The sequence below is a fragment of the Galbibacter orientalis DSM 19592 genome, assembly GCF_000260115.1.
GTDB lineage: Bacteria > Bacteroidota > Bacteroidia > Flavobacteriales > Flavobacteriaceae > Galbibacter > Galbibacter orientalis.
The window spans coordinates 1,824,590-1,847,731 of record NZ_JH651379.1; the positions used below are offsets into that span (position 1 = coordinate 1,824,590).

15 protein-coding genes are annotated in these 23,142 nt (G+C 34.2%); 10 read left to right on the forward strand and 5 right to left on the reverse strand.

All coding sequences use genetic code 11. The features are described from left to right. The first annotated feature begins 31 nt into the window (after positions 1–31). A complete protein-coding gene (gene typA, locus JOOMADRAFT_RS08060; protein ID WP_008612489.1) occupies positions 32–1,837 on the forward strand; it encodes a translational GTPase TypA in 1,806 nt (601 codons plus the stop codon). A gap of 174 nt (positions 1,838–2,011) precedes the next feature. Here the strand turns inward: typA and ppgK are convergent, their stop codons facing one another. Further along, positions 2,012–2,767, reverse strand: coding sequence for a polyphosphate--glucose phosphotransferase (gene ppgK / locus JOOMADRAFT_RS08065; protein WP_008612490.1), 756 nt, complete (start codon positions 2,765–2,767; stop codon positions 2,012–2,014). 182 nt (positions 2,768–2,949) lie between these two features. On the opposite strand from ppgK, the gene JOOMADRAFT_RS20725 reads away from it, so the two are divergent. Next, positions 2,950–3,183 carry a YgjV family protein gene (locus tag JOOMADRAFT_RS20725; RefSeq protein WP_008612491.1) on the forward strand — a complete coding sequence of 78 codons (234 nt, stop codon included), beginning with the start codon at positions 2,950–2,952 and terminating at the stop codon, positions 3,181–3,183. 155 nt (positions 3,184–3,338) lie between these two features. Here the strand turns inward: JOOMADRAFT_RS20725 and JOOMADRAFT_RS08075 are convergent, their stop codons facing one another. Further along, the gene (locus JOOMADRAFT_RS08075; RefSeq protein ID WP_008612492.1) at positions 3,339–4,022 is read right to left on the reverse strand and encodes a cell division ATP-binding protein FtsE; all 684 of its coding nucleotides are present in this window, start codon (positions 4,020–4,022) and stop codon (positions 3,339–3,341) included. A gap of 447 nt (positions 4,023–4,469) precedes the next feature. Here JOOMADRAFT_RS08075 and JOOMADRAFT_RS08080 point away from each other — a divergent pair, with 447 nt between their 5' ends. Together JOOMADRAFT_RS08080 and JOOMADRAFT_RS08085 are read left to right on the forward strand one after the other, a co-directional pair. Further along, positions 4,470–7,493, forward strand: a complete 3,024-nt coding sequence (locus JOOMADRAFT_RS08080; RefSeq protein ID WP_008612493.1) for a tetratricopeptide repeat protein — start codon at positions 4,470–4,472, stop codon at positions 7,491–7,493. Positions 7,494–7,503: 10 nt separating this feature from the next. Further along, a complete protein-coding gene (locus JOOMADRAFT_RS08085) occupies positions 7,504–9,309 on the forward strand; it encodes a TonB-dependent receptor domain-containing protein (protein ID WP_008612494.1) in 1,806 nt (601 codons plus the stop codon). Positions 9,310–10,453: 1,144 nt separating this feature from the next. Here the strand turns inward: JOOMADRAFT_RS08085 and JOOMADRAFT_RS08090 are convergent. Continuing rightward, positions 10,454–10,930 (reverse strand): hypothetical protein, encoded by a 477-nt coding sequence (locus JOOMADRAFT_RS08090; RefSeq protein WP_157136666.1) that lies wholly within the window; start codon positions 10,928–10,930, stop codon positions 10,454–10,456. A 12-nt stretch (positions 10,931–10,942) separates the two neighbouring features. Here JOOMADRAFT_RS08090 and JOOMADRAFT_RS08095 point away from each other — a divergent pair, with 12 nt between their 5' ends. Beyond that, positions 10,943–11,821, forward strand: coding sequence for an IS982 family transposase (locus JOOMADRAFT_RS08095; protein ID WP_008610872.1), 879 nt, complete (start codon positions 10,943–10,945; stop codon positions 11,819–11,821). Here the strand turns inward: JOOMADRAFT_RS08095 and JOOMADRAFT_RS19670 are convergent. Next, the gene (locus tag JOOMADRAFT_RS19670; RefSeq protein ID WP_050989671.1) at positions 11,818–13,662 is read right to left on the reverse strand and encodes an FUSC family protein; all 1,845 of its coding nucleotides are present in this window, start codon (positions 13,660–13,662) and stop codon (positions 11,818–11,820) included. The genes JOOMADRAFT_RS08095 and JOOMADRAFT_RS19670 overlap by 4 nt on opposite strands. Positions 13,663–14,581: 919 nt before the next feature. On the opposite strand from JOOMADRAFT_RS19670, the gene JOOMADRAFT_RS08105 reads away from it, so the two are divergent. Next, the gene (locus JOOMADRAFT_RS08105; protein WP_008612495.1) at positions 14,582–16,201 is read left to right on the forward strand and encodes an amidohydrolase; all 1,620 of its coding nucleotides are present in this window, start codon (positions 14,582–14,584) and stop codon (positions 16,199–16,201) included. A 34-nt stretch (positions 16,202–16,235) separates the two neighbouring features. Next, positions 16,236–16,844 carry a hypothetical protein gene (locus tag JOOMADRAFT_RS08110; protein WP_008612496.1) on the forward strand — a complete coding sequence of 203 codons (609 nt, stop codon included), beginning with the start codon at positions 16,236–16,238 and terminating at the stop codon, positions 16,842–16,844. 278 nt (positions 16,845–17,122) lie between these two features. Here the strand turns inward: JOOMADRAFT_RS08110 and JOOMADRAFT_RS08115 are convergent, their stop codons facing one another. Next, on the reverse strand, positions 17,123–17,668 hold the full coding sequence (locus tag JOOMADRAFT_RS08115; protein ID WP_008612497.1) for a DUF2911 domain-containing protein: 546 nt from the start codon (positions 17,666–17,668) through the stop codon (positions 17,123–17,125). Positions 17,669–17,921: 253 nt separating this feature from the next. On the opposite strand from JOOMADRAFT_RS08115, the gene asnB reads away from it, so the two are divergent. From asnB to JOOMADRAFT_RS08130, 3 genes are all read left to right on the forward strand, one after another. After that, the gene (gene asnB / locus JOOMADRAFT_RS08120) at positions 17,922–19,592 is read left to right on the forward strand and encodes an asparagine synthase B (RefSeq protein ID WP_008612498.1); all 1,671 of its coding nucleotides are present in this window, start codon (positions 17,922–17,924) and stop codon (positions 19,590–19,592) included. Between the two features lie 367 nt (positions 19,593–19,959). Continuing rightward, positions 19,960–21,900: a DNA topoisomerase (ATP-hydrolyzing) subunit B gene (gyrB, locus tag JOOMADRAFT_RS08125; RefSeq protein WP_008612499.1), complete on the forward strand. Its 1,941-nt coding sequence runs from the start codon at positions 19,960–19,962 to the stop codon at positions 21,898–21,900. Positions 21,901–22,113: 213 nt separating this feature from the next. After that, the gene (locus JOOMADRAFT_RS08130) at positions 22,114–23,136 is read left to right on the forward strand and encodes a DUF6588 family protein (protein ID WP_008612500.1); all 1,023 of its coding nucleotides are present in this window, start codon (positions 22,114–22,116) and stop codon (positions 23,134–23,136) included. Positions 23,137–23,142: the final 6 nt, after the last annotated feature.

Below are 23,142 nucleotides of genomic sequence, written 5' to 3' on the forward strand. Positions count from 1 at the left end.
ACCTTTGCGCCCTTAAAAGCGAGGGTATAATATGACTTCTATTAAAAACATAGCAATTATTGCGCACGTTGACCACGGAAAAACTACGTTGGTTGATAAAATAATGTATCACTGTCAGTTATTTCGTGAAAACGAAAATACGGGAGATTTAATTCTTGATAATAACGATTTAGAGCGTGAGCGTGGAATTACCATTACGTCTAAAAATGTATCTGTTATTTATAAGGACACAAAAATTAATATTATCGATACTCCTGGTCACGCCGATTTTGGTGGTGAGGTAGAGCGTGTTTTAAATATGGCCGATGGGGTTTTACTTTTAGTAGATGCTTTTGAAGGGCCAATGCCGCAAACGCGTTTTGTACTACAAAAAGCAATCGATTTAGGCTTAAAGCCATGTGTGGTTGTTAATAAAGTAGATAAAGAAAACTGTACGCCAGAAGAAGTTCATGAAAAAGTATTCGATCTAATGTTCGAATTAGGGGCAGAGGAGTGGCAGTTAGATTTCCCAACGGTTTATGGTTCAGCTAAAAATAACTGGATGAGTACCGATTGGAAAAATCAAACAGAAAACATAGAGCCATTGTTGGATATGGTTATTGAGCATATCCCAGCTCCAAAATTACCAGAAGGAAATACGCAAATGCTTATTACATCTCTAGATTTCTCTAGCTTTACTGGGCGTATTGCTATTGGGCGTTTAACTAGAGGAGAATTAAAAGCAGGGCAAAACATTTCGTTGGTAAAACGTGATGGTTCTGTAGTGAAAAATAAAATTAAAGAACTTCATGTTTTTGAAGGTCTTGGACGTATAAAAGTAGACGAAATACAAACAGGAGATATCTGTGCAATTGTTGGATTAGAAGGTTTTGAAATTGGAGATACTGTAGCCGATTTTGAAAATCCTGAAGGTTTAAAAACTATTGCTATTGATGAGCCTACAATGAGTATGTTGTTTACAATTAACGACTCTCCTTTCTTTGGGAAAGATGGTAAATTTGTAACATCTCGTCATATTAAAGATCGTTTAAATAAGGAATTAGAAAAGAACTTAGCGCTTAGAGTTAATGAAACTGATAGTGCGGATAAATTCTTAGTTTTCGGGCGTGGGGTATTACACCTTTCAGTTTTGATTGAAACCATGCGTAGAGAAGGTTATGAGCTGCAAATTGGTCAGCCACAGGTTATTATCAAGGAGATTGATGGTGCAAAATGTGAGCCAATTGAAGAGTTGACTATAGATTTACCAGAAAGTGTTTCTGGAAAAGCTGTAGAAATGGTAACGCTTCGTAAAGGAGAAATGTTAAGTATGGAACCTAAAGGAGACCGAATGAATATTGTATTTAATATTCCTTCAAGAGGTATTATTGGGTTACGTAACCAATTGCTTACTGCTACTGCTGGAGAGGCTATTATGAATCACCGTTTCTTAGAATATCAACCATATAAAGGAGAAATTCCTGGAAGAAATAATGGGTCTTTGATTTCTATGGAGAATGGAAAAGCAATTCCTTATTCTATTGATAAATTACAAGATAGAGGGAAATTCTTTGTAGATCCAAATGAGGAAATTTATGAAGGGCAGGTTGTAGGTGAAAACTCTCGTAGTGATGATATGACCGTTAATATTACTAAGACTAAAAAATTATCTAACGTACGTTCTTCTGGAGCAGATGATAAAGCGAAAATTGTTCCTGCAATAAAATTCTCTTTGGAAGAAGCTTTAGAATACATTCAAAAAGATGAGTATGTTGAGGTAACTCCAAAAACTATGCGTATCCGTAAGATTTATTTAAAAGAAACAGATCGTAAGCGTTTTGGAAAACAAATAGGATAATTCGCAAAGCGAAAAATTTATATAAAGAAGCGGATAGAGATTAAATCTTTATCCGCTTTTTGTTGTTTTAGAATGATACTTTAATGTTTTTCTGACTTTGTAAAAAGGTATTTAGTATCAAGAAGATAAAACTTCGAGAAGCTTTTTTGAAAACATATAGCTGCTTTAGTCAGTTTATTGAGATTTTTCAGTAGCCAATTCTTTGGCTGCATAAGCGGCACCAATAATTCCAGCTTCGTTTAATGTTTCAGCTTGAATAGTAGGGACTTTCATGTCTAAATATTCTTCAAATTCTTCAAAATATTTACTTCCTCCGCCGCCAATAATAAATAAATCAGGACAAAGAATTAAATCAACATAGTTTAAGAATTTATTAAAACGCTTACCCCATTTTTTAAAACTCATGTTTTTATTCTTTCGAACAGAGTTGGCAGCATATTTTTCTACATTTTTATATTTTTTGTAGTACATCTGTCCTAGTTCAAAATTCGGAATTAATTGTCCGTTGTAAAATGCACCACACCCCAAGCCAGTTCCTACCGTAATAATTAGAACGAATCCTTTTTTACCTTTTCCAGCACCAAAATTCATTTCGGCAATTCCAGCCACATCAGCATCATTGGCAACTATAAACGGGAGTCCTGTTTCGTTTTCAAATAATTCTTCAGCATTTACGCCTACCCATTTCTTGTGTAGATTACTTTCAGTAAGAGCTACACCATTTTTAATAGCTGTAGGGAAGCCGCAACCTACTGGTCCGTTCCATTTAAAATGAGCAACAATCTTTTTTATTACGGCAGCCATGGCGCCAGGGGTGGCTGGCCTTGGAGTTTCTATTCGGAAACGCTCCGTTAATAATTCGCCCTTTTCTATGTCTACAATGGCTCCTTTCATTCCAGATGCACCAATGTCTATACCTAAAATTTCCATCTATTATATTTTTCTTATTATGATAGCTTTTGATGTAAAAATAATAGATTGTTAGAATTATTCCATGTTTTTTGAATATTTTGTAAAAATAAATCTACTTTTAAGGTATATTTATTATAAAAAGTTAAAGTATGTGTCTTTAGCTTATTAGGTAAAAGGGGGAGTAATTTATTAAATTAGATATGGGATTTATAGATACATCTATCACAGAATTAATAGGTTATGTGGCTTCATTAGGGATATTACTCTCTTTTTTTATGAAAGAAATAACCAAACTCAGAATAGTAAATTCTATAGGATGTATTTTTTTTGTAATCTATGGGATTATGTTGCCTTCTATTCCAATAATTATTACAAATGCAGCTATTTTAGGGGTTAATTTCTATTATTTGTTTGTTAGGAAGGTGAAAAGTTGATTTGTAGTGTTCGGTTGGCAGTAACAGTAAACAGTGTTTAGTATGCAGTTTTTTGTTAGTAACAACGTAACTTTTTCCCCAGAAACAATAAAAATCTTTATTCTTGTCTCCTTTAACTCATTAACTTTTTACTTTACAAACTTCCGCCTTAAAAACTAAACATTCTTCTGCACTACTTCAAATACCTTGCTACCGTCGCATTTTAGTGTTTTAGAAGGGAATTTTAAGAGCAGTGCATAATCGTGGGTAGCCATTAAAATAGTTCGTCCATTTTTGTTGATATCCTGTAGAACCTTCATTACTTCAACACTGGTTTGCGGATCTAAGTTTCCAGTAGGCTCGTCGGCAAGGATAAGTTCTGGGTCGTTTAGCAAAGCCCTTGCTATAGCTACACGTTGTTGCTCACCTCCAGATAATTGATGCGGGAATTTAAAGCCTTTTGTAGCCATTCCTACTTTGGTAAGGACTTCGTCTATTCTAGAAGTTATTTTATTTTTATCTGTCCATCCAGTAGCTTTGAGTACAAATAATAAATTATCGTTGATAGTTCTGTCTGGAAGTAATTTAAAATCTTGAAAAACAATTCCTAATTTTCTTCTTAAAAAAGGAATGTCTTTTTCTTTTAAAGTGCGAAGGTCGTATTCAACAATGTTTCCCGACCCTTGGGTTAGCGGAAGATCTCCATAAAGTGTTTTCATAAAACTACTTTTCCCACTCCCAGTTTTCCCGATTAAGTAAACAAATTCTCCTTCTGAAATACTAAGATTGATTTCACTTAAAACCAAATTTTCTTTTTGATAAATAGCAACGTCTCTTAGCTCTAAAATTACTTCACTCATATTTTAAGTTCTCAGAATTAATATTTGTTATCCTCGATAATCGAGATGCAATGCTTCAACACTTATGCTGAAATTGATTGAGTTATTTCTTTTGACACCCTTAAAGCTTACCTTTTAGGTTAATTGATTAAGAAAAACTTCGTGTAAAGGTAAATATAATATGTAATTTTTATCGGTTCAAGTCTTAAATTATTTTGATTGAATAGCTAAAAGATCTAATAAGTAATGTAAGAAAGTTCCTGAAAAAAGCTTGTAAGCATAATTTCTTCCTTTAGGATAATTATAACAAAAAATCTGCGTTATAAATAGGTTCATTCATGTATTTTTGACTAAAGGGATGGATTTCCTCAAACTGAGTTTTTGAAGGAGAAAGACAAATTAAAAAATAACAAGTAACAACACTGTTGTTGGCTGCTTAAACCGATTTAAGGGATTAAACTAATTTTTATGAATCTAACCAATAAAGGGTTTGCCGTGCTATTTGTACTTGGAAGTACATTTTCTTACGCACAAGAATCGAAAGTTTATACGTATAACGAAAAGGATTATCATGAAGCTATAGATTTATATAATAAGAAACAATATCAAGCCGCTCAGGTAATTTTTCAAAATGTAAAAAGAACTACTGTTGATGAAGAAACGGAGGCTAACTCGGCTTACTATATTGCCAATGCTGCCATTCGGACAAATCAATTAGGAGCAGATAGGTTGATGGAGGAATTTGTAACTAATTATCCTACATCTACAAAGCGTAATTCTGCATACACGGATGTGGCCGATTATTATTTTAATCAGGCTAAATATTCTAATGCACTGCGTTGGTATGATCTTGCTGAAGAGCAATCAATGAGTAATGCAGAGCGAGACGAATTTAACTTTAAAAAAGGATATTCGCTTTTTGTGGCAAAAAAATATGCCCCTGCTAGAGAATATTTAGAGCGGGTTTCTAATTCTCAAAAGTATGGTTCTCAAGCCAAATATTATATTGGATATATGGCATATCAAGGCGACGATTATAATGAGGCTAATCAATATTTTGATCAAGTCTCTGGAGACCAAGCGCTCAATAAGAATTTGTCGTATTACCAAGCGGATATGAATTTTAAACTTGGAAAATTTGATGAGGCTATTGCTTTAGGAAAAGAACAGTTGGCAACCGCCGATAGAAATGAAGCTTCAGAATTAAACAAAATTATTGGAGAGAGTTACTTCAATAAAAAAGAATATGAGGCCGCTATTCCATACTTAAAAGAATATCAGGGGAAAAACGGTAAATGGAATAACACCGATTTTTATCAGCTAGGATATGCCTATTATAAGCAAGGAGAATATGAATTGGCTATTAATCAGTTTAATAAAATTGTAGAAGGAAGTAATTCCGTAGCGCAAAATGCATATTACCATTTAGGGGAATGTTATTTAAAGACTGATAAGAAACAACAAGCATTAAATGCGTTTAGAAATGCCTCTCAAATGCCTTATGATGAGCAGATTAAAAAAGATGCATTTTTAAATTATGCACGGTTGAGTTACGAAATAGGGAATCCATATCAAAGTGCGCCTTTAGTGCTCACTAATTATTTAAAGGAATATCCAAAGAGTGAAAATACTCAAGAGATACAAGAGCTATTAGTGGATTCTTACATTACATCAAAAAATTATGATGCTGCTTTAGAATTGCTTGAAAGTAATAAAAATTACAGTTCTAAAACTACCTACCAGAAAGTTGCGTTTTACCGTGGATTAGAGCTTTTTAATGAAGGGAATTATGCAGAGGCAAAAGAGTATTTTGGCAAATCTAAGAAAGAGCAACAAGATCCACTTTTTACTGCGAGAGCTACTTTTTGGAATGCAGAAGTAGATTATTTGTTAGAAAATTACGAGGAAGCGGTTATAGGATTTAAGCAGTTTGAACAGTCTACAATGGCATTGCAGACTCCAGAATACAAGAATTTAAACTATAATTTGGCATATACTTATTTTAAACAGAAAGATTATAGCAATGCCGCTACTCATTTTAAAAAGTATATTAATGCTAATAGTGAAGATGTAGCTAGAATAAAGGATAGTTACTTACGACTTGCCGATAGTCAATTTGCCGATAGCCAATATTGGCCAGCAATGGAAGCGTACAATAAAGCTATTGAACTTGGCGGAGCAGCTGCAGATTATGCACATTTTCAAAAAGCTATAAGCTATGGTTTTGTAGATAGGAATGAGAAAAAGATAAGCGAACTACAGGCGTTTGTGAATCAATTTCCAACTTCTCCATTAAGAGATGATGCGTATTATGAGTTAGGAAATACCTTTATAAATAGCAACCAAACAGAAAAGGGAATTGAAGCATATGCAAAATTAGCATCGGAGTACCGAATGAGTTCTTTTGTGCCAAAAGCAATGCTAAAAGAAGGTTTAGTTTATTATAATGGCGGTCAGAATGAAAAGGCTTTATCAAAATTTAAAGCGGTTGTAAATACCTATCCAAACACTCCAGAAGCACTTCAGGCGGTAAGTACGGCAAAACAGGTTTATGTAGATGAAGGTCGCGTTGGAGAATATGCTTCTTGGGTTAAAGGTTTAGGTTTTGTAAATGTAACAGAGAGCGAATTGGAAAGTGCTTCTTTTGAATCTGCCGAGCGCCAGTATGTTCAGAATAAATCTACTTCAGCAATTAAAGGTTTTGAAAATTATTTAAATGAATTCCCTCAGGGTTCCAATGCTTTGAAGTCGCATTTTTATCTAGCGCAACTTTATTACAAAAGCGGAGATAAACAAAAGGCATTATCTCATTATAAATATATAGTGAATGAAAAGCGAAATGAATTTTCAGAAGAAGCTTACGTTAGAGCAGGAGAGATTTATTTAGAAAACAAAAATTATAACAAAGCAATTTCCGTATTAAAAACATTAGAAGAAGGAGCAGATTTTCAGCAGAATATCATTTTTGCCCAATCTAATATTATGAAAGCGAGTTATGAGCTGAAAAATTATCCGCAAACTATTACATATGCTGAAAAAGTATTGAATACTTCAAAAGTAGATGATAGAATAAAAAGTGATGCTTATACCATGATTGCACGTTCTGCTATTGCTACAGGAGATGAAACAAAAGCAAAAAAGGCATATGCTGAAGTTCAAAAAATAGCAACAGGAGAATTAGCTGCGGAAGCACTGTATTACGATGCTTATTTTAAAAACAAAGAAAAAAATTACGAGGCATCAAATGCGTCGGCTCAGCGTTTAGCAAAAGATTACTCTGCGTATAAAGAAACAGGAGGAAAAGGTTTAATTATTATGGCAAAGAATTTCTTTGCTATGGACGATGCTTTTCAGGCAACCTATATTTTGCAAAGTGTAATTGATAATTTTTCGCAATATCCAGCAATTGTGGAAGAGGCAAAAACACAACTTTCTATTATGAAAGCTAAGGAATCTGAAAGAAACTCTTCTGTTAATCCTAATCAAAATTAAGTAAGGATTTATGCAAACTATTCAAATAAAAAAAGATAATAACATACAACGACATACAATGCGCAAGAATTTAATAATAAGTGCACTTCTCATTTTATCAAGCAGTTATACTGTGATGGCGCAGGAAAAGGAAACTGATGAAAAGCAAGATGAAAACATAGGAACACAGGTTGTAAATGTTGTAAAACCATATACGCCAACAATTTCTGATGCTAATAAAATTCAGGAAAAACCTTCGTTAAACGATTCTATAACTACTGCAAAAAAAACAATTAATTATAACATCTTTTCGGTACCAGTAGCTTCTACTTTTACACCTGCAAAGGGGAAGGCTACGGGGCTTCAAAAAGCTGTAAAAGAGCGTTTGTATAATTCGTATTTATCGCTTGGTCTTGGGAATTACAATTCTGCTAAATTAGACTTTTATACGAGTCACGATTTTAGTAGAGACGAAAGTTTAGATGTGATGTTGAATCATCATTCTTCTCAAGGAGGAATTGATAATGTAGTTTTAGATGATAAGTTTTATAATACTTCCTTAGAAGCGTATTATCGTCAGCGAGATCGTTATATGAGTTGGGGTGTAAATGGAGGGTTTAAACATCAAATCTATAATTGGTACGGAATTCCGCAAGGGGTATATAGCGAAACTCAAATTAATAGTATCGACGAAAAACAGAGCTATTATACAGGATTTGTAGGAGCGAATATGGATTTTGTGGATTCTTATTTTACAGGAGGAGAAATCTATTACCGTCGTTTTTGGGATGGATTTAGCTCTGGAGAAAACAGGGCAGTTTTAAAACCTAAATTTCAATTTCCAGTAGGAGAGGAGCTACTCAGTTTGGATGTAGAGGTAGATTATGTAGGAGGAAATTTTGATCGTCAATACGCAAATACAGACGAGATTAATTACAGTAATATATTTGGGGGTGTTACACCAAGCATTCAGATTTTAACCGATAGATTGGCAATTAATTTAGGAGCCTCTGTTTATTATAATCAGGATCTTGAAAATAGTGATGGAGATGTGTTTTTCTACCCTGAAGTAGATGTTTCCTATGATATTGTGGAAGAATATGTTGCGGCATATGGAGGTATTAAAGGAGATTTGAAACAGAATTCGTATTACGAGTATGCTCAGGAGAATCCATATGTTTCTCCAACAATAAATATGATGCCAACCGACCAGAAGTACAATGGTTTTGCTGGTTTAAAAGGGCGTTTTTTGCCTAATGTTGGTTATAATATCAAGGGGTCTTATATCAAAGAAAATAATAAATATTTATATCGTTCAAACTCCTACAATACAGGTTCAGATAGCGGAATTGTGAATGATGAGGGGTATGCTTTTGGAAATTCTTTTGAAGTGGTTTATGATGATGTTACTACTATTTCTGTTTTTGGTGAAATAAATGTGGATTTAACGCGCGATTTTACCCTAGGGATTAATGGACAATTTTCAGATTATTCTACAGACGATGAAGCTGAGGCATGGAATTTACCTACAATTAAGGGATCCTTATTTGGAAACTATTCTAAAGGAAAATGGTCGGCTGGAGTAAATGCTTTTTATATAGGAGAAAGAAAAGATTATATTAATTCGCCAAATTTACTTCCTTCTGAAGGCCCTATAGTTAGGAATTTAGATGGGTATTTTGATTTAAATGCAAATATCGGCTATGATATTACAGAGCAGTGGTCTGCTTTTATTAAAGCAAATAATATAACTGGCTCACAATACGATAGATTGGTAAATTATCCTGTACAAGGATTTCAAATCTTAGCAGGAGCAGCTTATAAATTTGATTTGTAGGAGGAGTCGGATGTCCGAAGTAGGAAGTAAAAAAGTTAATGAGTTAAAGAGAAGAATATAGAATATAGAGAAAAGAATATAGATTTTTCTTGACTCTTGATTCCTGACTCTTGATTGAAAAAGCCCGAAGCCCGAAGCCTGAAGTCGGAAGTTGGAAGGAAATAAGATTGAAAGATTGAAGGATTGAAGGATTGAAGGATTGAAAAAGTCGGGAGTCGGAAGTCCGAAGTAGGAAGTAAAAAAAGTTAATGAGTTAAAGAGAAGAATATAGAATATAGAGAAAAGAATATAGATTTTTCTTGACTCTTGATTCCTGACTCTTGATTGAAAAAAGCCCGAAGCCCGAAGTCTGAAGTCGGGAGTTGGAAGGAAATAAGATTGAAAGATTGAAAGATTGAAAGATTGAAGGATTGAAGGATTGAAGGATTGAAGGATTGAAGGATTGAAAAAGTCGGGAGTCGGATGTCCGAAGTAGGAAGTAAAAAAGTTAATGAGTTAAAGAGAAGAATATAGAATATAGAGAAAAGAATATAGATTTTTCTAGACTCTTAATTCCTGACTCTTGATTGAAGAAGTCCGAAGCCCGAAGCTGGAAGATTAAAGAATTTGAAAAAATTATTTATTGAACACTGCTTCTGACTTCTGTCTCCTGTCTTCAGCCTACTGAACACTGCCTTCTGTCTCCCGACTTCGGTCTTCCGACTTTTTTTACTTCCACATTTCCAAATCTTCAAATTAACACATTTACATCTTTGAGTTAAAAAGTTATGCTGTTACAAAGAAAAAACTGCCTTGCCTACTGAACTGCCTACCGCCTACCGCCTAATGCTTACTGCCCTTTGCATCTTTGAGTTAAAAAGTTATGCTGTTATGGAGTTATGATGTTACAGAGAAAAACTGCCTACTGAACACTGCCTTCTGTCTCCCGACTTCGGTCTTCCGACTTCGGTCTTCCGACTTTTTTTACTTCCTCATTTCCAAATCTTCAAATTAACACATTTACATCTTTTGCCACTTTGCATCTTTGAGTTAAAAAGTTATGCTGTTATGGAGTTATGATGTTACAAAGAAAAACTGCCTACTGAATACTGCCTTCTGTCTCCCGACTTCGGTCTTCCGACTTTTTTACTTCCTCATTTCCACTCTACAAATTTTCAACCCTCTCTATATACCCATTAATAGCAGTATGGAGGTTTTTTGATAAATTATGGAGCCATTCAAGTTGCTCAGAAATTATTCGAACCTCTTTTAATTGTTCTCTCAATTCGGAATTGATTTCTAGCATTCCTGCATCAATTTCACTATTTCTTTTTTGCGATAAACTTTCAAAAACTTGTTGGAGGTAATTTTTAGTTTCTTCTAAATTAAGGGTTTCTATTTCTGTAAAAGTTTCATTTTTTAAGGTAGCTTCACTGCATGCTAATTGATTGTCTATAGCGGTCATATAAGCATCAAAATATTTGGAAGCATCTGTGGTATGATGAATTTGAATATAAGTTCCCAATGATGCTGTTGCAGATAAGAGCGTGTTTTGAGTTACTACAATTTCATATAATTTACCCGTTGTGCATTTAGAAAAAGTTGTGCAAACTGCTAAAATGCAGTAAATTGTAGTAACCACACTATAATTTATATGCACAACTTTCAAGCAAATTACGACAAAATCCTCAAGGTTTTAAAAGAATTGGATTGTAAAATGGATTATTTACATCAAATCCGTAAACCTAAATTAAGAGATAAAGAGCTTATAGCTATTGATTTAACATCAGAATATATGAGTGTTGATAGTGAATGCCAGCTTTTTCGAATGTTACCTGCTGGTCTATCCAGCAAAATAGAGCGCAGTGTCTACAATAGAAGAAAGCGTAAGTTGTTTTCTTTTAGAGAATCACTTCGCAAGGCATTAGTGAGAAAGTTGAATAAATCTGAGCATTGTTATATTGTTGACAGTATGCCGTTAGAGGTCTGTAAATTATCAAGAAGCGCTAGAAGTAAGATATGTAAAGAACAAAACTACAGTCTGCCCGAAAAAGGATATTGTGCAAGTCAATCAAGCCATTATTATGGATATAAATTACATGCTGTCTGTTCTGCTCAGGGTGTTATCGAAAGTATGGATATTAGTCCAGCCTCTGTGCACGATATTAATTATTTAAAGGATATAAAGCATCAATTAAGTGATTGCATATTACTTGGTGATAAAGGGTATTTGTCGGCTGAATATCAATTGAATTTATTTGAATATCATAATATTAGACTTGAAACCCCTATGAGAACAAACCAGCATAACTATAGGGAGCAGCCGTACGTTTTTAAGAAATCCAGAAAGCGTATTGAAACATTGTTTTCTCAACTTTGCGACCAATTTATGATTCGAAGGAATTATGCTAAATCTTTTGAGGGATTCAAAAACAGAATATTATCTAAGATTACGGCTATGACGGTCATTCAATATATAAACATATTTGAATTCAACAGAAATATCAATAACCTAAAAATCAATATTGCCTAAATGCACAACGGGTATAATTTATTTAAATTTTGCTGTTTCCATTTTGGTTCTTGTGTCATTCTTTGGAAGCCAGCATGTAAATTCCCGATAGCAATAAAAGCATGTTTTCTAGAAATTTTATAAGGTGTTTTTACGGTTTCTTTGTCGTGATAGAGGTGTTTTACTTCTTGTAAATATTTTTTATTGGTGGTAACAGCATCAGTAATTAAATTAGTAATATTCTCGCTCTCCCAAGACGGCCATAAAATTAAGTTTGTAATGCTTGCTATAATAGCCCCAATAAGCGTATCAATAACTCTAAATTTGATAATGGTGAGAGCATCTGGAGATAGCATGGCATAAACAAATACAATGGTAAGTGTAATAAATACAGCCGATGCTTTATAGTTTTGCTGAATAAAAGTAAAGGATAGCGTCATTGCAACAAAAGTAACAGCAATGTAAACCCCTAAATTATTGGTGAGCAAAACAATTCCAACTGCAATAGCGCCACCAATTAAAGTTCCAATAATACGTTGTTGTGATCGTTCTTTGGTAAGCACATATCCAGGACGCATAATAACAATAATGGTTAGTAAAATCCAATATGCATTTTGGAGTTCGAAAAAACTTCCGATAGTGTAACCAATTAAAACCGTTACAACCAAGCGCAACGAATGTTTGAAAATGGGCGATTTTAATGTGAGGTTTTCAAGCAGTATTTTGTAGCTATAATCTTGTGTGGTAATAAATTTTAGGCGGTCTGTTCTTTTAAGAATAGAGATTTCGTTATGCAAGTTATTATTTACAATATTCTCAATAGTATTTACTTTATGAAACTGCCGTTCTGTGTAGTCGTATAAATTTCTGAGGATTAATATTTCTTCTCTATTTTTTTTAAGGTCTAATTGAAGTTTTAGCTCTTCAATCTTTTCATTAGAAACTTCTAATTGTTTTGAAATTGTTGTACTTTCAGAAATTTTTCTACCTTTTAATCGGTGGTTGGAAATTTCTATAAGTCTATTTGCTACGGCTTCCATAGTGGTAGCTATTTCTACAGCAACCTTTTTAAAAGCATCACTACTGTTATCAAATTTTTGATAGTTAAGCGGATTTGCAACGGCAAACTCTAAAATGTCTATAAGTTCAATAAAAAGAAGTAACTGCTGGCGTTTGGATTTCATAGAGCCAGAACGCTGCCGTTGCCTTAATAAAATAGTTCTTAGTGTTTCGTGTTTTTCATTTAACTCATTCTGTAATCGTAATTGTCTATTTAGGGCATTCTCTCTATCTGTAGCAGATAAAAGTGCAACACGAGTGCTTAAATATTCAGCAGTAAGCTGCATACATTCTGTAAGTAACTCATCACTATATTGTTTAGTTCTTACACTTTCAAAAATCAGAGAAATTAATAAATACCAAATTCCGCCACAAATAATATAAAGTGCATTATAGAAAATTTCAATTCCAGTGAGCGGGTGGGCAAAGCTCAAAGAGACCGCTAATAATCCAGAGAAAGCAATGAGAGAAGCTCTAAAACCATATACCGAAATATACGAATTGAGAAAGACTAAAATAGCTAATGACGGAATTAATAGTAGAGGGTACGGAATAGTAAGATGAATTACTACATAACTAAGAACGGCTAGGAATAAAGAAATAAAAATTCCGTAAATATGGTGTTTTTTATTTCCGGGAATATCACTTGCTGAAGCGAGTAAAACTCCAAATGCAACGCCTGCTCCAATAGTCATATTCAAAAAGAAATAACAAAAAGTAACAGCGCTAAAAGCGGTAGTACTTATTATTAATCCTTTTGTAAAATTGTAGCTTTTTAGAAACTGTAAAACTTTCTGTACCATTCAATGCATCTTATTTTGCAAAGGTACATTATTAGTTTTTGCAGTTTAATTTTTACGCTGTTTTCTTGTAGCGAAGCGGTGTTGTTTCTGTTGAGTCAAAAAGTGAAAAGTTAATGAGTTAAAGATTGAAAGATTGAAGGATTGAAAGATTGAAAGATTGAAAGATTGAAAAAGTCGGGAGTCGGAAGTCCGAAGTAGGAAGTAAAAAAGTTAATGAGTTAAAAGAGAAGAATATAGAATATAGAGAAAAGAATATAGATTTTTCTTGATTCTTGACTCTTGATTGAAAATGTACGCCTACTGAGCACTTTTCTTTTTATTGAAGGATTGAAGGATTGAAAAAGTCGGGAGTCGGGAGTCCGAAGTAGGAAGTAAAAAAGTTAATGAGTTAAAGAGAAGAATATAGAATATAGAGAAAAGAATATAGATTTTTTGACTCTTGATTCTTGATTCCTGACTCTTGATTCCTGACTCTTTATTGAAAATGTACGCCTACTGAGCACTTTTCTTTTTATTGAAGGATTGAAGGATTGAAAAAGTCGGGAGTCGGAAGTCCGAAGTAGGAAGTAAAAAAGTAGGAAGTAAAAACGTTAATGAGTTAAAGAGAAGAATATAGAGAAAAGAATATAGATTTTTTCTTGACTCTTGATTGAAAATGTACGCCTACTGAGCACTTTTCTTTTTATTGAAGGATTGAAAAAGCCCGAAGTCCGAAGTAGGAAGTAAAAAAGTAGGAAGTAAAAAAGTTAATGAGTTAAAAGAGAAGAATATAGAATATAGAGAAAAGAATATAGATTTTTCTTGACTCTTGATTCTTGACTCTTGATTCCTGACTTCTGTCTTCCGACTTCAAACTTTAAATACTATGTTTATGAAATCGGTGTATATTTGAAATTCAATAAACTTAATCAATCTAAATATGAGAAATATCTTCTTTGTAGGAATTATTTTAATGCTTGTTTCCTGCGGTCAAAAGGAAAAAGTAGCTTTAGTAGTTATCAATGCAAATGTATATACTGTAGATAGTTTAATGTCGAATGTAGAAGCTTTTGCAGTAAAAGACGAAAAGTTTGTTGCGGTAGGAACATCCGATGAGATAACAAAAAAATATACTTCAGAAAAAATAATAGACTTAAAAGGAAAACCTGTTTATCCAGGATTTATAGATGCACATTGCCATTTTTATGGATTAGGACTTCAAGAGCAAAATGTAGATTTAGTAGGAACCCAAAGTTATGAAGAGGTTATTCAGCGGGTGGTCGATTTTCAGAAAAAAAGAAATACCGATTTTATAGTAGGTAGAGGTTGGGATCAGAATGATTGGGAGGAAAAGGAGTTTCCTACAAAAGAAGCTTTAGATTCTTTGTATCCTAACACGCCTGTGGTTTTATCTAGAATTGATGGACATGCTTATTTAGTGAATCAAAAAGCCTTGGATTTGGCAGGAATTACTCCAGAAACAAAAGTTGACGGTGGAGAAATAGTTCTTCAAGATGGAGAGCTTACAGGAGTTCTAGTTGATAATCCAATGGGATTAATAGATGCGGTTTTTCCTGAAACAACACCTGAAGTTGCAACAAAAGCTTTAGAAGATGCTCAGAAAATTTGCTTTGATTACGGACTCACAACTGTAAATGATGCTGGTTTAAGTAAAGAAACTATTTTATTGATAGATAGTTTGCAAAAAGCAGGAGTACTAGATATGCGCATTTATGCAATGGTTAGTAATACTCCAGAAAACTTAGATTACTTCCTTGATCGTGGGGTTTTAAAAACGGATAAATTGGATGTGCGTTCGGTAAAAGCGTATGCAGATGGAGCTTTAGGATCGCGCGGTGCAGCTTTAAAGGCGCCATATTCCGATAAACATAATCATTTTGGAGCGATGGTAACGCCTGTAGATCAGATTTATAGTTTGGCAGAAAGGTTGGCAGAAACCGATTATCAATTAAATACACATGCTATTGGAGATTCTGCAAATGTGGTGGTGCTTCGTGCTTATGAAAAAGCGTTACAAGGTAAAAAAGATAAACGTTGGAAGGTTGAACATGCTCAAATTGTAGCTGTTAACGATTTTGATTATTTCTCCAATAACATTATTCCTTCTGTTCAGCCAACACATGCAACTAGCGATATGTATTGGGCAGAAGATAGAGTAGGGGCGCAACGTATTAAAGGTGCTTATGCTTATAAAACCTTATTGGAAAAGGCTGGAGTTATAGCCTTGGGTACAGATTTTCCTGTAGAGCATGTAAGTCCTTTTTTAACTTTTTATGCAGCGGTAGCTAGAAAAGATATTAAAGGTTATCCAGAAAATGGTTTTCAAACAAAAGATGCTTTAAGTAGAGAAGAAACTTTAAGGGGAATGACTATTTGGGCAGCCTATTCTAATTTTGAGGAAAATGAAAAGGGAAGTATTGAAGCTGGAAAGTGGGCAGATTTTATAGTATTGGATAAAGATATAATGAGGGTGCCAGAGAGTGAAATTCCAAACTTAAAAGTGGAGGCTACTTATGTTGGTGGGAAGCAAGTAAAATAAAATAGTATATTTACTGCACTTATAGAATGTGCGCATGTGTAGAAAACTAATTGTTTTAGTTGTTATTGCTTCTTTTTTATCCTGTCATCATGCTAGATATACAACTAGCACTGGGGCAAATGGGGCTCTTGATTTTACGGAGGGAAGATGGGTTTTGAATGACGCTACTTGCGTGAATTGTGATGGGGTTAGATTAGAAAATAAATTAATGGAATTTTTAAAAGAATGTATTAAAGATTCTATTGTTAATCTGCATCAAGAGCGGCAACACAAGCTTATAATGTCTAAAATTTCTTTTGAGCCTTCCAAAACTGAATTAAGGGAAATAAGTAAAGGAACAGATGCGTCTTATCTAATAACGCTAGAAGGGAAAATTGTGAAAAACGAATTTGGAGGGATGGGGTACCAACGAGATGAACCCTATGTTGATGTTGAAAATATTGCTGAGGTTTCTATTGCTTTTTACGATTTAAAAACTCAAACACAAATACATTATATAAATACTAGAGGAGCTGTTTCTGTATCAAAAGATGAAGATGACGATGATGGAGATTTTGTTTTTGCGCCTTCTGCTTATAATATATTGTCAAAAGCAATAAGAAAGGATGTAAAAAAGATTAAGAAAAATTGTAAGTGCAAATAACGCTCAATTTAGAGATGAGGGAGTTAAAATAATAAAGGGGATTATCTTAAAAATAACGAAACCTAAAATACAATTTCTTTTAGTTGTTGGATTGTAGTCCTGAGTCCGTTGAAGGATTGTTAAGTTTTCGCCACGAATTCACAAATATATAATTCCATTTTCCTTTCAATGGCATGCCAGTAGGACAAGACAGGAATAATAAATGTATTTGTGAATTCGTGGTAAAAAAACTTTTCAGTAGTATGCTAGAAATATTAGCATTTATATATGAAGTGGGTTTATTTCTGAACAGTAATAGGTACTTCTACCCGAACTTTATCCCATCCCATAATCATTTTTGCGCCGTTTTCCATTGGAGCAAACATGATAGAGAATACTTCAAGAGATTCTTTTTCACTTGATGCTGGAACATTAATACGAGCAACATCATTAGCTTCATTATAGGAATAAGCTCCCCAAACATCGGTGTCTGTACTTAAAATAATTGTCCATTGATCCTTTCCAGGAATAGAAAACAAACTGTAAGTTCCAGCTTTGATAGGTTTTCCTCCCAAAGTAACATCGTTAAAAAACTTAATTTCTGTAGCTTCGTTTGCTCCAGTTCTCCAAACATCTCCATAAGCAGCAAGATCAATACCTACAACACGACCTTTTAATTGAGGCCTTCCGTAAATAACTTTAATTAATGGAGCAGCATTTTTCTCTGGTCTAAAGTAGGCTATATCAGCAGGACTCTTATCTAGACCGCTAAATTTTTGAGCCTCTACTTGTGTTGTGAATGATAATAAAGCTATGAAAATCATAGCAACAATAGTTCTTTTCATTAAGGATTATTTAATTGTTATTAGCTACAAAGTTATTTATAAACTTCTTTAGTTGTAGTAGTAATAAAACTTTAGAACTTACAAATCTTTAAAAAAAAGCAGTTATTTTTTTAATAAGAGTTTATTTCTATTATATTATTTCTATTTTTAGTTTATATATGTAAGCTATAATACACTTTTTGTTTTTAATATAAAACTAAGATTGCATATTTGCCTTATAAATAATCAGAAATAAAAAATTAAATATATAGTTATGTGTGGAATTGTTTGTGCATTTGATTTAAAAGAAAAGGCAGAAGATTTAAGGCCTCAGTTGTTAGAGATGTCTAAAAGAGTACGACATAGAGGTCCAGATTGGAGTGGTATTTATAGTGATGATAAGGCCATTTTAACACATGAGCGTTTAGCTATTGTTGATCCAGCTTCTGGGAAACAACCTTTATTAAGTGAGGATGGCAAATTAGTTCTAGCTGCCAATGGAGAAATCTATAACCACAGAGAGCTCCGTAAGCAATTTGAAGGAAAGTATAGCTTTAAAACGGAATCCGACTGTGAAGTTATCTTAGCATTATATAAAGAAAAAGGAGTTGACTTTATAGATGAAATGAACGGGATTTTTGGTTTTGCTATTTATGATACTGAAAAGGATGAGTATTTTGTAGCACGAGATCATATGGGAATTATTCCGCTTTACATTGGATGGGATATTAACGGAACCTTTTATGTAGCTTCAGAATTAAAAGCTTTAGAAGGGGTGTGTAGTAAAATTCAGTTATTTCCTCCAGGACACTATATGCACAGTTCGGATGGAGAGTTTAAAAAATGGTATGTTAGAGACTGGACAGAATATGATGCTGTAAAAGATAACGAAACCAGTATTCAGAAAGTAAAAGATGCTTTAGAAGCTGCTGTACATCGTCAGTTAATGTCGGATGTGCCTTATGGAGTATTGCTTTCAGGAGGTTTAGACTCTTCAGTAACTTCAGCAATAGCTAAAAAATATGCAGAAAAAAGAATTGAATCTGATGATACTTCAGAAGCATGGTGGCCACGTTTACACTCTTTTTCAGTAGGACTAGAAGGATCGCCAGATTTAGCAGCAGCACAAAAGGTAGCCGATCATATTGGAACTGTACACCACGAAATTAAATTTACAATTCAAGAAGGATTAGATGCTATAAAAGATGTAATCTATAACTTAGAAACTTATGATATTACCACCATTAGAGCTTCCACGCCTATGTACTTAATGGCTAGAGTAATTAAATCTATGGGGATAAAAATGGTTTTATCTGGAGAGGGAGCCGATGAGTTGTTTGGAGGGTATTTATATTTCCACAAAGCGCCAAATGCAAAAGAATTCCATGAAGAAACAGTTCGAAAATTAAGTAAACTTCATATGTACGATTGTTTAAGAGCAAACAAGTCGTTAGCAGCATGGGGAATTGAAGGGCGTGTTCCATTTTTGGATAAAGAATTTATGGATGTAGCCATGAGTATCAACCCTCAGGATAAAATGATTAACGGGGAGCGTATGGAGAAATGGGTGGTTCGTAAGGCTTTTGAAGATTATTTACCAGAAAGTGTTGCATGGAGACAAAAAGAGCAATTTTCTGACGGAGTAGGGTATAGTTGGATTGATACTTTAAAAGAAATGGTAAACGCAGAAGTAAGCGATGAGCAATTGGCAAATGCTAAATTCCGTTTCCCAATACAAACGCCAACTTCTAAAGAAGAATTTTATTACCGTTCTATTTTTGCAGAACACTTCCCATCGGATGCAGCAGCGCTTTGCGTGCCACAAGAAGCTTCGGTAGCATGTAGTACACAAATAGCTTTAGAATGGGATGAGGCGTTTAAAAACATGAACGATCCTTCTGGTAGGGCAGTTGCAAAAGTACATACAGATGCTTATCAAAAGTAATTTTTAAGCAGAAAATCTAGTTATTTTGATTTATAAAAGCTACAAAATCTCGCATTTGCGGGATTTTGTAGCTTTTGCTGATTTTTACAAATGTTAAAATTGTTTAGAATTAATTTTAAGGCTGTTTTAAGGCTATTTAAGAGCGTTTTAAAGTAATCAACAATTGTTGATAATTTTAGGTGGTTTGACTTCAAAAGCTTTAAAATAAGGCGATATTTTCGTATATTTGTAAGTATTCAAAAGGATGCACTCAGTGCATTTTTTTATGTTTAATTGGTTCAAAAATAGATAATCATAAAGACTCATTTGAAACAAGCTTCTTTGTTTGTTTTTTAGAGTTTTCAATTAATTTAGAAAGGATAAATTTATGAGCGAAGAAGTTAAAAAGCATGATTATTCGGCGGATAGTATTCAGGCGCTGGAAGGAATGGAGCACGTGCGTATGCGTCCATCCATGTATATTGGAGATGTAGGTGTACGTGGGTTGCATCACTTGGTTTATGAGGTGGTAGATAACTCTATTGATGAGGCTTTAGCTGGTCATTGTGATACAATTCGTGTTGTAATAAACGAAGATAATTCGGTTACTGTTGAAGATAATGGTCGTGGTATTCCTGTAGACCTTCATAAAAAAGAAGGGGTTTCTGCATTAGAGGTTGTAATGACTAAAATTGGTGCCGGAGGTAAATTTGATAAAGATTCTTATAAAGTTTCTGGGGGACTTCACGGAGTTGGGGTTTCATGTGTAAATGCACTTTCAGAAAGCTTAAAAGCAACAGTGTATCGTAATGGTACTATTTGGGAGCAAGAATATGAGCGTGGTAAATCTTTGTATCCTGTAAAATCTGTTGGAGAAACAGATCTAAGAGGTACGCTGGTTACTTTTAAGCCAGACCCAACTATTTTTCAGCAAACGCTAGAATATAGTTATGATACGTTGGCGAGTCGTATGCGTGAATTGGCTTTTTTGAATAAAGGAATTACCATAACACTTACAGATAAGCGTCATAAAGATGAAAAAGGAGAGTTTGTTTTTGAAAAATTTCATTCAGAAGAAGGACTTAAAGAATTTATAAAATTCTTAGATGGAAATCGTGAGTCTTTAATTAAGGACGTTATTTCTATGGAAGGGGAGAAAAATGATATCCCTGTTGAGGTGGCAATGGTCTATAATACTTCTTTTACTGAAAATTTACACTCTTATGTAAATAATATTAATACACATGAAGGAGGGACGCATTTATCTGGTTTTAGACGTGGTTTAACAACAACGCTTAAAAAATATGCAGATGCTTCTGGATTATTAGATAAATTAAAGTTTGAAATTGCTGGGGATGATTTCCGTGAAGGATTAACAGCAATTGTTTCTGTAAAAGTGGCAGAACCACAGTTTGAAGGACAAACTAAAACAAAATTAGGGAATAGAGAGGTTACTTCTGCAGTATCTCAAGCTGTTTCTGAAATGCTAGAAAATTACTTGGAGGAAAATCCAGACGATGCTAAAACCATAGTTCAAAAAGTAATTTTAGCAGCGCAGGCTAGACATGCAGCTCGTAAGGCTCGTGAGATGGTGCAGCGTAAAACAGTAATGAGCGGAGGTGGACTTCCAGGGAAACTATCCGATTGTTCTGAGCAAGACCCAGAAAAATGTGAAGTATTTCTTGTCGAGGGAGATTCGGCAGGTGGAACGGCTAAGCAAGGACGTGATCGTAATTTCCAAGCAATCCTTCCACTGCGTGGTAAAATCTTGAACGTAGAGAAAGCAATGCAACACAAGGTTTTTGAAAATGAAGAGATTAGAAATATTTTTACTGCATTAGGAGTGACTATTGGAACAGAAGAAGATAGTAAAGCTTTAAATCTTTCCAAATTACGTTATCATAAAGTGGTAATTATGTGTGATGCGGACGTCGATGGTTCTCACATTGCTACACTAATTCTTACTTTCTTTTTTAGATATATGCGTGAGTTGGTAGAAAATGGTTATATCTATATTGCTACTCCGCCTTTGTATTTAATTAAGAAAGGTAATAAGAAAGAATATGCTTGGAATGATAAAGAGCGAGATAGATTAGCTGAAGAATTTGGAGGAAGTGTAAACGTACAACGTTACAAAGGTCTTGGAGAGATGAATGCAGAACAATTGTGGGATACTACTATGAATCCAGATTTTAGAACGCTACGTCAAGTAACCATAGATAGTGGTAGCGAGGCCGATAGAATTTTCTCTATGTTAATGGGAGATGAGGTGCCGCCTCGTAGAGAGTTTATCGAGAAAAACGCAGTATATGCAAATATTGATGCTTAAATCCCTTCCTGAGGGTTTTATTTCCCGAGAGCCTGTCCTGAGGTTACCAAAGCGGCTCAACGTTGAAATAGATTAAATTATTTTTCTTTACAATACCTCGTAGGTTTGCCTCGAGGTAGTTAATTAATATAACATATTTTATGTTGAAAAACTCATGGGAAACCATGAGTTTTTTTATTTTGCAGCCAGTTTAAAATCATATAATCAACTTAAATGAAAAAAATATTTTTACTTTTTATCGTTTTACTTTCTACCTCTTTTTTAAGAGCGCAAGATAGTTTTGATGCGCTTTTAGCCGCTGGAGTAGACGATGCACAACAATTTACTAACGATTACCTTGCTCCCGGAACCGATGCGTTGATGTATGGAATTAACAATGGCTGGTATAATACGGCCAAAGTAAAGCCTTTGTTAGGGTTTGAGATTTCTGTAATGGCAAATGCTGGAATTATTAGCGATAGTAAGAAATCTTTTTTAATGAATACTGCCGACTATGACAATGTTTCCTTTGTAAATGGTGAACAGAGTCAAAATGTGGGCACGGTTTTAGGAGAAAATGATCCTTCTGTTTTAGTTGAAGTTACGTATGAAGATCCTATTTTTGGAAATCAAACAGTAGCATTAGAATTACCAAACGGATTGGCGGCAGAGAACATTAGTTTTCTGCCTACTGCTTTTTTGCAAGGAAGTATAGGACTTTCTTTTGGGACTGAGTTTAAAGCTAGATTTGTACCTAAAATAAATGCCGATGATACGGAAATTGGAATGTATGGTTTTGGGTTGCAACACGATTTTACCCATTGGTTGCCAGCAGATAAATTGCTACCAGTTGCTATTTCGGGGATGGTGGCTTATACTCATTTAGATGGGAAATACGACTTTACAGATACTTCAGGGATTGATGGTGAAAACCAACGCTTGGAAAATAGTACCAATACTTGGTTGTTTCAACTTATAGGTTCTACTCGATTGCCAGTTATTAACTTTTATGGAGGTTTAGGGTATTTAAGTGGGAAATCGGAATCCGATGTTTTGGGAACTTATATTGTAACTAATGATGCCTTGGGGATTTCTTCAGAAGCAATTGTAGATCCATATTCGGTTTCTAGTAGCGTTTCTGGGGTAAGAGCAACCTTAGGTACTAGATTAAAGTTAGGATTCTTTCGTATAAATGCCGATTATACCTTTGCAGAATACGATAGTTTTTCTCTAGGGTTGAATTTTGGCATCCGATAGTATTTT